Source organism: Flavobacterium sp. J372 (assembly GCF_024699965.1).
In the GTDB taxonomy this organism is placed as follows: Bacteria; Bacteroidota; Bacteroidia; order Flavobacteriales; family Flavobacteriaceae; genus Flavobacterium.
The window spans coordinates 859313-869986 of record NZ_JAJOMZ010000004.1; the positions used below are offsets into that span (position 1 = coordinate 859313).

Genomic DNA, 10674 nt, shown 5'->3' on the forward strand with positions numbered 1-10674 from the left:
ATGAACATCCCCTCCATAGAGAAAGCGCCGCTGCACGAGATAAAAATACACCAGGAGGTACGCCTGCGTGAGGCTTTAGAATATGTTGCTGAAAATTCGCCCTACTATAAAGTGCTTTTTAACCGTGAAGGGATTGATGTTGCATCCATAAAAAAGCTGGAAGATTTACAGCAGCTTCCTGTCACTACCAAAGAGCATTTGCAGGAATTCAATGATGATTTCCTTTGTGTTCCACGAACAAAAATTGTTGACTATACTACCACTTCGGGTACATCGGGCAAGCCTGTAACGTTTGGGCTTACTGATAAAGACCTTGACCGCCTGGCATATAACGAAGCCATTTCTTTCATCTGCTCAGGCGTGCAGGAAGGAGACGTTGTTCAGCTGATGACAACTATCGATCGCCGTTTTATGGCAGGCCTTGCCTACTTCCTCGGTCTCCGCAAAATGGGTGCTGGCGTGATTCGCGTAGGTGCCGGCATACCTGAACTGCAATGGGATTCTATACTCAAATACAAACCGGCCTACTTAATCACGGTACCGTCTTTCCTGCTAAAGCTGATAGAGTATGCCGAAGCGCATGGCATTGACTATAATGCATCGGGCATACGCGGTGCGGTATGTATTGGCGAGCCATTGCGCAACCAGGATTTTTCTATGAATATGCTTTCGCAGAAGATTACGGAGAAGTGGGACATAAAGCTTTTCTCAACCTATGCCTCTACCGAAATGAGCACTGCCTTTGCGGAATGTGAATACCAGTGCGGCGGGCATCACCACCCCGAACTTATCATTGCTGAAGTGCTTGACGAGAAAAACAATCCTGTATCAAATGGCGGTACCGGCGAACTTACAGTAACTACCCTGGGCGTTGAAGGGATGCCACTAGTGCGTTTCAAGACGGGCGACATCGTGCAGCTGCACTACGAGCCATGCCAGTGCGGGCGTACCACGATGCGCGTAGGCCCGGTTATAGGCCGTACGCAGCAAATGATAAAATACAAAGGCACCACGCTGTACCCTCCGGCCATGAACGATCTACTAAATGCCTTTAGTGAGATTGAAGGGCATATTATTGAAATATCAGTTAACGATTTGGGTACTGACGAAATTCTCATCAAAGCCGCCACCAAAACCCCCAGCGAAGAACTGATGCTGCAGGTGAAAGACCATTTCCGCGCAAAACTCCGGGTAACTCCAAAGATTATCTTCACCACTCCCGAGGAACTTGGCAAAACCATGTTCCCGCCCATGAGCCGTAAACCGGTTAATTTTATTGACAGGCGCTCATAGTTATTAGCCATAAGGCATAAGCCACAAGTTAGTCGCAGTCTCAGTTTTAGTTTTCAGTCAGAGTTACACTGTCCGAAACGTGTAAGTTAAAGCGTTGTGTGAACTAACCTCATTCTATTTGAAAACACAAGATACTCTGTATTCGCATTATCCGCGTTGCAAAATCTGTGGTGATTGTTAAATCAGTTAAATCCCTGTTCATTTTTTTTTAAACCAGAATTTCAAGAACGTCTTTCAAAACTTATCTTCAAAAATTCCAATAATTAAATCACAAATTTCAAACCTGGCGCAACCTTAAAACCTAAAACCTAATACCCAAATCCACTCTGCAAAATTACAACCGTTGTTTGTAAGCATCGTTACAAAACGCTTTCAAAAATCGACCGTTTATCGATTATTTCCTTAACATAAAAAAACGTTAATGCTTTCCTTCATCTTGAACGCAAGGGAAAGTAAATTCAAGCAAATTGTTATTCTTGTAAGGTTCCTGTTAAATTGTGTTAAACCTGTATGGTAGATTTTATCAAAAAGAATAACGCCTATTTCCGCTTCTGCTTAAAGAAATCTTTCACCAGATTACCACATTCTTCCGCCATGATGCCGCTTACCACAACCGTTTTAGGATGGAGTTTGCCGCCCATAACCCGGTAGCCCCGATGATTGTCGGCTGTGCCGTAAACCACTTTGGTTATCTGGCTCCAGTACAGCGCCCCGGCACACATCTGGCAGGGTTCCAGCGTGATGTATAATGTACATCCCGTCAAATATTTCCCACCGAGAAAGTTAGCCGCTGAGGTTATCGCCTGCATTTCGGCATGCGCAGTAACGTCATTGAGGAGTTCGGTAAGGTTGTGTGTCCGGGCTATTATCTTGTCGCCTGCCACGACGATTGCGCCCACGGGAACTTCGCCTTTTTCAAAAGCCGCATGCGCTTCGTCCAGAGCCTTTTTCATGAAATAATCGTCAGTGAAGATATTTTCCATGTCTTATGCTTCTGTTTCCTTCGTAACAATCTGCATTGTTTCACGGCTTACCTGGCGCACCAGCACCTCTTTTCCCTGCGCTACCGCATTTGCTGACTTTTCAGTAAAATGGCGGATAGTGTACAATGAAACATTTTCATTATAGGTCACTTTAAATTTCTTGGCAAGGATGCTTTTAAGTTCGCTGAAGTTGCCAAACTTATCATCTACGCACACCGAAAAGCTGATGGCCGAATTTTGTATCAGGCTCACTTTCATCTTGTATTTGTGCAGCAAGGCAAATATCTCACTGATATTTTCTTCCATGATGAATGAAAAATCAAGCGATGAAAGCGAGATGAGCAACTGCCCTTTTTTTACAATGTAGCATGATGATTGCGGCTCTAAATCAGCGCCTTTGCTTACACTTGTGCCCGGCAGCAGCGGGTTGATGAAGGACTTCACGTAAAGCGGAATCTCCTTTCGTTGCAATGGCTGCAGTGTTTTCGGGTGGATGACCGTTGCGCCGTAAAATGCAAGCTCAATGGCTTCGCGATACGATATCTGGTTGAGTAAAATTGCATTTTCGAAATAGCGAGGGTCAGCATTGAGCACACCCGGTACGTCTTTCCATATGGTAACGCTTTCTGCATTAAGGCAATACGCGAAGATGGCAGCAGTATAGTCAGACCCTTCGCGGCCAAGTGTTGTGGTAAACCCGTTCTCATCAGACCCGAGGAAACCCTGCGTGATGTTCAGGTTTTTCTTCTTCACGCCTTTGCTGATGTTCTTCTGCGTCACATCCCAGTTCACGCCTGCATCACGGTAGTTGTTATCAGTTTTGATGAGTTCGCGCACGTCAATCCACTGATTTTTGAGCCCACGATAGTTAAAGTAATGGCTAACTATGGTAGTCGAAATGATTTCCCCGAAACTCACAATCTGGTCATACACAAAGTTATAGTTTGGTGATTTGTTCTGTTTCAGGAATTGCTCCAGGTCGGCAAACAGCTTATTTACAGCAGCAAACACATCATGGTCTTCTTCTTCAAAAAGATCCATTAAAATCTGGTTGTGGTATTTTTTTACTTCCTGAACAGATGCCTGCAAATCAGCGCCTTTATCAAAATAGCTTTTAATCACTACCTCAAGAGCATTGGTGGTTTTGCCCATAGCTGATATCACCAGCAGCACATCATCATGCCCCACCTTTTGCAGTACGTCAAATACATTTTTAATACCGTCGGCATCTTTTACTGATGCCCCGCCAAACTTAAATACCTTCATTTTTATAGGTCTATCGTAAATTGTGTCATTCCTTTTTCGTCCATCTGTACAGTACGCCAGTCATTTAGTATCGTAGCGCCCGACTTCTCGTAGAATCGTATTGCCGGGGTATTCCAGTCAAGCACCACCCATTCTACCCGCCGTACTTTCTGCTCTGAAGCAAACTTTATCACTTCCCGATATAGTGCGCTGCCTGCTCCCGTTCCGCGAAATTGTTCTTTCACAATCAGGTCTTCCAGATGGATTGTTTTACCTTTCCAGGTAGAGTAGCGGTAGTAAAACAGCGCCATACCAATCACTTCACCATTACGCTCAGCAACAAATGTATGGAATAAAGGGTTATCGCCAAACCCGTCGCGAAGCAGTTCGTCAACCGTCACCACTACTGCTTCAGGCTCTTTTTCAAATGCGGCAAGTTCTTTTATTAATGCCAGTACCGCCGGCATGTCGGTTTTAACACCTTTCCGGATGATCATAGATTCAGATTTTCCCTGCAAAAATACAAGCAAATGAGGTATCACATAAAATTAACTTATGGTATCACAAAAATTTCGATATTTGTGCCCTCAACACAACTATATCGTTTTCGTAATGGAAGAAAGAAACAAGACCCTTGGCGAGTTCATCATTGAAAAACAGGAAGATTTTAAATACTCTTCGGGTGAGCTTTCGAGGCTTATCAACTCAATCAGGCTGGCTGCCAAAGTAGTAAATTACAAGGTTAATAAGGCAGGGCTGGTAGACATAATCGGGGCATACGGCGAGCAGAATATTCAGGGTGAAGACCAGCAAAAACTGGATGTATATGCCAATGAAATTTTTATGCAGACGCTGATAAATCGTGAGATTGTGTGTGGTATTGCCTCTGAAGAAAGTGACGATTTCATCACGGTCCAGGGCCAGGATGGCTGCCATAACAATAAATATGTCGTACTCATCGACCCGCTTGACGGCTCTTCAAACATTGATGTAAATGTAAGCGTAGGTACTATATTTTCGGTATTCAGGAGGGTAACACCTGTTGGCACACCTGTAACTACTGAGGATTTCCTTCAGCCGGGTGTAAACCAGGTTGCGGCAGGTTATGTTATATATGGCACGTCTACGATGCTCGTATATACTACAGGCAATGGCGTGAATGGCTTTACGCTGAACCCCGCCATAGGCACGTTCTACCTCTCCCACCCGAACCTTCAGTTCCCGAAAGATGGAAACATTTATTCGATAAATGAAGGCAATTACGTGCATTTTCCGCAAGGTGTAAAAGACTACATCAAGTACTGCCAGCGTGAAGAAGAAAACAGGCCGTATACCTCACGTTACATAGGCAGCCTGGTAAGCGATATTCACCGAAATATGATAAAGGGCGGTATCTATATATACCCAACCAGTAGTAAGGCGCCTAAAGGCAAGCTAAGGCTGTTATATGAGTGCAACCCGATGGCTTTTATTGCAGAGCAGGCAGGCGGTAAGGCATCAGATGGATTCCAACGAATTATGGAAATACAGCCGACTGAGCTTCACCAGCGCGTACCGTTCTTCTGCGGAAGCTACAATATGGTAGAAAAGGCGGAGGAGTTTATGAGCAAAGCTCAGGTTTAAAGTTTAAAGTTGTAAGGTTTGAAAGTTAGCTTCACTCAAATAGTTTCATCCACTAATTACACCAATTTTGATTAATTAGTGCCATTCGTGAAATTCGTCGTAATAAGAAATCCCCAACAACTGTCGGGGATTTTTTATTACTTGTGGCTTCTGCCTTTTGGCTAAGCACTACTTATTCATATGCTGCATTTCGTATACAAAAGTGTCGCTGTCAACTCCCATTACCAGCAGTGATAATGCTTTGTCTACAATATAGCTTACATTGCCCGGCGTGAAGCCAAGTGCAAGTGCAAAACGTGTAAGTATCTCTTTTTGTTTTGGGCCCAGTACGTGATCGGCATATACCATCCGGCTCAGGTCATAAAGGCGCTCAAGCCTTTGCACGTAAAGATGTGGCGGGTTGATTGGGTATCTGAAAGGGTTTTCCAGAATTTCCGTATATTCTTCCTGAGAAATTTCAAGCTCTTTTGCAAGCTTGTCAAGAAAGTGCCTTTCTTCTGTACTAAGGTGGCCGTTCTCCATGGCAACCCTTACAATTGCTGAAAAGTGGCCTTTATTCCTGTCTTTAAATCCGCTGTCAAATAAATCTGAAATCGACATGTCGTTTATGTTAAAAATTCATCACAAATATAAATGTAACTTTCGGCATACGATAATATTTTGCCGATTTTTTAGTACAATTTACCTTATGGAAACATCAACCGATATGAGAATTAAATAAAAAAATGTAAGTTTACGGCTCATATAAAAAAGCAGCCGCCATGAGTGATTTTTGGTTGTATTTTAACATAGGCCTTACCCATGTACTGGATATTAAGGGCTATGACCATGTTTTGTTCCTTATGGCGCTTACGGTGCCCTACACCTTTAAACACTGGCGCACGCTGCTGGTACTTCTTACATTATTTACCATAGGGCATACAATGTCGCTCATAATGTCGGTTTACGGTGTCATCACCATCCAGTCAGAAATTATAGAATTCCTTATACCAATAACAATCTTAGCAGCAGCAGTTTACAACTTCTTCCGTCCCAACAAAGGCGCAAAGAAAGATAATATAAATGTTGCGGCTTTCGGTACGCTTTTCTTTGGGATTATCCACGGCCTGGGCTTTTCCAATTACTTTAAAATAGTGCTTGACGCCAATACCAATGACAAATTGCTGCCATTGCTTGAGTTTGCCCTGGGCATTGAAGCCGCGCAGATAATTGTAGTACTCGTTGTGCTGATACTTTCATGGATAGTACAGAACTTCTTCCGTGTGTCGCAGCGGGACTGGGTATTGGTAACATCTTCATTTATAGCCGGCATCATTATCCCGATGATCATTGGCAGTGAAATCTGGCAATAGCCTATCTTTGCATTCATCATGGAAGAACATAAACAAAACCGGTATGATACCGCTTACCTGCGAATAGCCGCAGAATGGGGCCAGCTTTCTTATTGCCAGCGCAAAAAAGTTGGCGCAATTATTGTAAAAGACAGGATGATAATATCTGACGGGTATAACGGCACTCCGTCGGGTTTTGAGAATACATGCGAAGACCCTGACGGCCTTACTTTATGGTATGTGCTTCATGCTGAAGCTAATGCTATACTTAAAGTTGCCCGGTCAACGCAATCATGCGAAGGAGCAACACTGTACATTACGATGTCACCATGTAAAGACTGCAGTAAGCTGATACACCAAAGCGGCATAAAACGCGTTGTGTACCAACAGGGTTACAAAGACATGTCGGGTATTGACTTCCTGAAAAAAGCCGGTGTGGCTGTCGATTGTATTCCTGACAGTGCCATTAATTTTACGAATGAACCTTAAAAAAACATACCTGCCCCTGCTCATCTGCATCGCCCTGGCGATAGGAGTGGCGCTTGGCAGTTTCCTCAATTTTCCGGCGCCCCAGCGCGGAATGATATCAACTTCAGGTAAAAGCAAACTCAACAAACTTGTAGATTTTATTGAAAGTGAGTATGTTGACGATGTGGATGCCGACTCAATAGTAGACCTTACGGTAAACAGCATCCTTGAGAAACTCGACCCGCATTCTGTATACATCGCTAAAGATGAGATGGAAGAAGTGGCGCAAAGCATGAAGGGCGACTTTGTAGGGATTGGCGTTAATTTCTACATGTATAATGATACGGTGGCTGTGATAAAGCCTATTCCCGGCGGCCCAAGTGATAAAGCAGGTATAAAACCGGGCGACAGAATTTTGAAAGCCGAAAATACTAAACTTTTTGGCCGGAAATTACCGAATGATTCGCTTTTCGCAAAACTGAAAGGGCCTGAAGGAAGCAAGCTGCCAATTACTGTATTCCGAAAAAGCACGGGGAAAGTATTTAACACTACATTAACAAGAGATGTGGTGCCAATTAAAAGTGTTGATGCAGCAGTTATGATTGGAGGCGGAACCGGCTATATTAAAATAAACCGCTTTGCAGAAACTACGTATGATGAATTTAAGAAAGGCCTGGCTTCACTTAAACAGCAAGGCCTGAAAACCTTAATCATCGATGTGCGGGATAATGGCGGCGGCTATCTTGAAATGGCTGTCGAGATTGCTGATGAATTGCTGAAAGACAAGCAGCTCATCGTAAAAACCAAAAACAAGAAAAACAGGGAAGATAAAACCTACGCAACTTCGGGCGGAATGTTTGAAGACGGTAAGCTTTTTATCCTGATAAACGAAAACAGCGCCAGCGCCAGCGAAATTCTCGCCGGGGCAATACAGGATAATGACCGGGGTACAATAGTTGGCAGGCGGTCTTTTGGTAAAGGATTGGTGCAGCGAGAAATGCCTATGGGTGATGGCAGTGCCGTACGGCTTACAGTGGCCAGGTATTATACTCCATCGGGCAGGAGCATACAGCGTAGCTATGACAAAGGCGGTGAAGAGTACTTCAACGAATTTGAAAAACGATATGAAAGCGGTGAACTATACGCTGCTGACAGTATTAAGATAGCAGACACACTTAAGTTTAAAACTGTAAAAGGTCGCGTTGTGTATGGCGGCGGAGGCATCATTCCTGACAAGTTCGTGCCTATAGAAAGCAAGCATGGCGATGAGGCTATCAATCTCGTAATGCAAAGCGGATTTGTAAGCTACTTTGTATTTGAGCAGCTGGATAAAGACAGGGCCGGTTTCCAGAAAATGAATGCGCAGCAGCTTACGGAAAAAGTTACCGGAACCGATGAATACTTTAAGGCTTTTGGGCGATACCTCAGTAAAAACGGCCTTATGTTTAAGCTTGAAAAACATAAAGATAAAATAAAGCGTTTTCTCGCGGCAGAGTTTGTAAGGCAGGTAGTGAATGAGAACACCTACTACCAGTTAATACTGAAAGAAGACACTATGATAAAGGCTATTGCCAATCCGGTACAGACAGCAGAATAGTTTTTTGCAGCGTTTTAAATAATTGTTCATAACGTAAAACATCCATCGCTGCTTACATTGCTATTTTAATTAGATTTGAAATCACGAAATCAATTAATAATAGCAACAGGTCTATGGGTACGTTTGTAATAAGTAAACGTTACAATGGTGAATACAAATTTATTTTTGCATCGCGGAAAGGAAAAACCATATTTACAAGCATTAGCTGCAGCCAAAAAAGCGACTGCGAACGCATGATTGCCGGGATGAAGGAAAATCTGGAACAGTTTGCCTTTACCAGAAACACTGCTTCATCAGGTAAGTTTTTCTTTCGGATTTCTAAAGAAGGACTTGTGCTTGCTACCAGCCGTAAATATACAACCGAGCTCCTCCTGAAGAAGGGAATTGATGAAATTAAAAAATATGTACCCGTTGCTGAAATTCTAGATTTTTCTGAAAACGAATTCATATTTCCTGACGAGGCGAAAACTGTAGAAGAAGAAATAGTTGCGCCGGCTTAAGGCATCACGGTACCCTGACGTCAGTTTTCTTTTGCAATAACTGCGTGATCACTTTGTCAATATTCTTTTTCAACGTGGCTTCAGTTTTAATGTAGCCAAGATATTTCAGAATGTCCTTTTTCCGCGCTGGCGTAAGCGCTTCAAAAGCATCGGTAAGTTTTTCTGCTTTCAGCTGCTTTTCAAGCTGCGGCACCATTGGGTAGTAGTCTTCTTTTTTGTAAAATCCTGTTCAATGGCAAATTCAGCGATATGTCCAATTTCGGCATTGCTGCCCTTCAGCATAGGTATATTTACAAACAACCGGTAGGGTGCATTTTTCACCGGCACCAGCGTTTGCGTAAAAGCAAAATTATTGATTGTACCTTTTATCCGGATATAACCTTTGTCTGCTACCATGCCTTGTGTAACATCCACCGGCACATCAACCGCGGCATTAATTCCAGTTTTGTATATAGTAGCTTTGAAGTTATGGATAAGGCCTCTCGTCATATCTCGTCGAGGTTAGAATATGTCAATTCATGATCAGGACTTGTCACTTCAAAGAATAAGCCGCGTTTAAGAGAAATGTAGAAGAAGTAAAACTTCAGCCCTCCCAACATTAGCCCCTTGAACCTAGAGTCATAAATTCTGAAAAACTTATCTCCTTCAATTGTAAAGGACTCAGCCACTTCATTCTCTTTTGCAAAGGGAAAAAAAGGAATGCTTTTTAGTTCGCCTATATCGTGTTTAAAATTAAACATCTTCACAGGCTTTTTCAGCTTGTTTCTTTCAAAGGTATACATCATGCTGTCTTTAATGCCAATCCAAAATACTGCTTTGTCTCCTTTATGTTTCAGCTCAAATGATGTGCATTCCATTCCATTTACAACTTTCGTCTGTAGGATATTGAGCTCGATTTTAAGGCTGTCAGTAGGTTTGCCCCACCCGCAGCCAAAAGTTTGTATGCCATACACATATTCACTAGGCTTAAACCTGGTGAAATATTTGCGCTCCTGCGAATGACAAACAACCGAAAGGACCAGTATAGAGAATAGCAGGTACAGTCTCATAATGTCAGCATTTTGAGGTACAACGCTAAATCGCCTGATATTATTTTGGCAGTGGCGCACCTACAGCAACAGAGCATACGTGGCCCGGCTGGCCGTGTGGTGGGTTCATACCCGGTGGCGTTTCAACACTTGCCGTAGCAGCGGCATCTTTCACAGCCGGTGGAGCGAATTCTGCAGGCTGTATTTGTGCAGAGGCTTGTGGTGTTGCTTTTGGCTTGGCAGGCGCTGAGCTCAACGGAGCGCCAACGGCAATATCACAGCGGTGTCCCGGCTGCCCATGCGGAGGGTTCATGCCCGGTGCGGTAGGGGCAGGGGCGGGTACATTAAACTCTTGTATTACCTGCTGGCCATTTGCTGTTGTAACATCAGGGGCAGCAGCCTGGTTAGCAGCGGCAACTTGCTTTGCCTGCTCATCTTCTTCAGGAGTGTTGGCCGATGTTGCAACGGCGCCGTCTTTAATCTTATCGGCGGCGTTGGCTTCTTCTTTGCATGATGCTGCCGTAAGCGCCAGCATCAATGCAGGGACAGCTATTTTTATGATATTGTAAAGTTTCATAATTAAAAATGTTTAGCCTCAAATATAGG

At 43.6% G+C, this 10674-nt stretch carries 14 protein-coding genes; 6 read left to right on the forward strand and 8 right to left on the reverse strand.

Annotation, left to right across the window (positions count from 1 at the left end):
* Entirely contained in the window at positions 1–1293 is a 1293-nt protein-coding gene (locus tag LRS05_RS04205; RefSeq protein ID WP_257867176.1) for a phenylacetate--CoA ligase family protein, read from the forward strand.
* A 539-nt stretch (positions 1294–1832) separates the two neighbouring features.
* Here LRS05_RS04205 and LRS05_RS04210 read toward each other — a convergent pair.
* The 3 genes from LRS05_RS04210 to LRS05_RS04220 are packed head-to-tail and all read right to left on the reverse strand — an operon-like array spanning position 1833 to position 4018.
* Complete coding sequence (locus LRS05_RS04210; protein WP_257867177.1) at positions 1833–2276, reverse strand: nucleoside deaminase; 444 nt, start codon at positions 2274–2276, stop codon at positions 1833–1835.
* Between the two features lie 3 nt (positions 2277–2279).
* A complete protein-coding gene (locus LRS05_RS04215; RefSeq protein ID WP_257867178.1) occupies positions 2280–3542 on the reverse strand; it encodes an aspartate kinase in 1263 nt (420 codons plus the stop codon).
* Between the two features lie 2 nt (positions 3543–3544).
* Positions 3545–4018 carry a GNAT family N-acetyltransferase gene (locus LRS05_RS04220; protein ID WP_257867179.1) on the reverse strand — a complete coding sequence of 158 codons (474 nt, stop codon included), beginning with the start codon at positions 4016–4018 and terminating at the stop codon, positions 3545–3547.
* A gap of 115 nt (positions 4019–4133) precedes the next feature.
* On the opposite strand from LRS05_RS04220, the gene fbp reads away from it, so the two are divergent.
* Positions 4134–5144: a class 1 fructose-bisphosphatase gene (gene fbp / locus LRS05_RS04225; protein ID WP_257867180.1), complete on the forward strand. Its 1011-nt coding sequence runs from the start codon at positions 4134–4136 to the stop codon at positions 5142–5144.
* 168 nt (positions 5145–5312) lie between these two features.
* Here fbp and LRS05_RS04230 read toward each other — a convergent pair whose 3' ends face one another.
* A complete protein-coding gene (locus LRS05_RS04230; protein WP_257867181.1) occupies positions 5313–5744 on the reverse strand; it encodes a TerB family tellurite resistance protein in 432 nt (143 codons plus the stop codon).
* A gap of 161 nt (positions 5745–5905) precedes the next feature.
* Here LRS05_RS04230 and LRS05_RS04235 point away from each other — a divergent pair, with 161 nt between their 5' ends.
* The 4 genes from LRS05_RS04235 (at position 5906) to LRS05_RS04250 (ending at position 9040) form a co-directional block, all read left to right on the forward strand.
* On the forward strand, positions 5906–6496 hold the full coding sequence (locus LRS05_RS04235) for a HupE/UreJ family protein (RefSeq protein ID WP_257867182.1): 591 nt from the start codon (positions 5906–5908) through the stop codon (positions 6494–6496).
* 18 nt (positions 6497–6514) lie between these two features.
* Positions 6515–6964, forward strand: a complete 450-nt coding sequence (locus tag LRS05_RS04240; RefSeq protein WP_257867183.1) for a dCMP deaminase family protein — start codon at positions 6515–6517, stop codon at positions 6962–6964.
* Positions 6954–8540, forward strand: a complete 1587-nt coding sequence (locus tag LRS05_RS04245; protein ID WP_257867184.1) for a S41 family peptidase — start codon at positions 6954–6956, stop codon at positions 8538–8540. The genes LRS05_RS04240 and LRS05_RS04245 overlap by 11 nt, the downstream gene beginning before the upstream one ends.
* A gap of 113 nt (positions 8541–8653) precedes the next feature.
* Positions 8654–9040, forward strand: a complete 387-nt coding sequence (locus tag LRS05_RS04250) for a YegP family protein (RefSeq protein ID WP_257867185.1) — start codon at positions 8654–8656, stop codon at positions 9038–9040.
* Positions 9041–9044: 4 nt separating this feature from the next.
* Here the strand turns inward: LRS05_RS04250 and LRS05_RS04255 are convergent, their stop codons facing one another.
* The 4 genes from LRS05_RS04255 to LRS05_RS04270 are packed head-to-tail and all read right to left on the reverse strand — an operon-like array spanning position 9045 to position 10645.
* A complete protein-coding gene (locus LRS05_RS04255; RefSeq protein ID WP_257867186.1) occupies positions 9045–9236 on the reverse strand; it encodes a YdeI/OmpD-associated family protein in 192 nt (63 codons plus the stop codon).
* Entirely contained in the window at positions 9209–9529 is a 321-nt protein-coding gene (locus LRS05_RS04260) for a DUF1905 domain-containing protein (protein WP_257867187.1), read from the reverse strand. Before LRS05_RS04260 ends, LRS05_RS04255 begins: the two co-directional genes overlap by 28 nt.
* Complete coding sequence (locus LRS05_RS04265) at positions 9526–10089, reverse strand: hypothetical protein (protein ID WP_257867188.1); 564 nt, start codon at positions 10087–10089, stop codon at positions 9526–9528. The genes LRS05_RS04260 and LRS05_RS04265 overlap by 4 nt, the downstream gene beginning before the upstream one ends.
* A 40-nt stretch (positions 10090–10129) precedes the next feature.
* Complete coding sequence (locus tag LRS05_RS04270) at positions 10130–10645, reverse strand: hypothetical protein (RefSeq protein WP_257867189.1); 516 nt, start codon at positions 10643–10645, stop codon at positions 10130–10132.
* Positions 10646–10674: the final 29 nt, after the last annotated feature.

Excerpts from the sequence above, each read along its gene's own strand:
- LRS05_RS04205 (WP_257867176.1), top strand. The coding sequence starts at position 1 with ATGAACATCCCCTCCATAGAGAAAGCGCCGCTGCACGAGATAAAAATA.
- LRS05_RS04210 (WP_257867177.1), bottom strand. The coding sequence starts at position 2,276 with ATGGAAAATATCTTCACTGACGATTATTTCATGAAAAAGGCTCTGGAC.
- LRS05_RS04215 (WP_257867178.1), bottom strand. The coding sequence starts at position 3,542 with ATGAAGGTATTTAAGTTTGGCGGGGCATCAGTAAAAGATGCCGACGGT.
- LRS05_RS04220 (WP_257867179.1), bottom strand. The coding sequence starts at position 4,018 with ATGATCATCCGGAAAGGTGTTAAAACCGACATGCCGGCGGTACTGGCA.
- fbp (WP_257867180.1), top strand. The coding sequence starts at position 4,134 with ATGGAAGAAAGAAACAAGACCCTTGGCGAGTTCATCATTGAAAAACAG.
- LRS05_RS04230 (WP_257867181.1), bottom strand. The coding sequence starts at position 5,744 with ATGTCGATTTCAGATTTATTTGACAGCGGATTTAAAGACAGGAATAAA.
- LRS05_RS04235 (WP_257867182.1), top strand. The coding sequence starts at position 5,906 with ATGAGTGATTTTTGGTTGTATTTTAACATAGGCCTTACCCATGTACTG.
- LRS05_RS04240 (WP_257867183.1), top strand. The coding sequence starts at position 6,515 with ATGGAAGAACATAAACAAAACCGGTATGATACCGCTTACCTGCGAATA.
- LRS05_RS04245 (WP_257867184.1), top strand. The coding sequence starts at position 6,954 with ATGAACCTTAAAAAAACATACCTGCCCCTGCTCATCTGCATCGCCCTG.
- LRS05_RS04250 (WP_257867185.1), top strand. The coding sequence starts at position 8,654 with ATGGGTACGTTTGTAATAAGTAAACGTTACAATGGTGAATACAAATTT.
- LRS05_RS04255 (WP_257867186.1), bottom strand. The coding sequence starts at position 9,236 with ATGGTGCCGCAGCTTGAAAAGCAGCTGAAAGCAGAAAAACTTACCGAT.
- LRS05_RS04260 (WP_257867187.1), bottom strand. The coding sequence starts at position 9,529 with ATGACGAGAGGCCTTATCCATAACTTCAAAGCTACTATATACAAAACT.
- LRS05_RS04265 (WP_257867188.1), bottom strand. The coding sequence starts at position 10,089 with ATGAGACTGTACCTGCTATTCTCTATACTGGTCCTTTCGGTTGTTTGT.
- LRS05_RS04270 (WP_257867189.1), bottom strand. The coding sequence starts at position 10,645 with ATGAAACTTTACAATATCATAAAAATAGCTGTCCCTGCATTGATGCTG.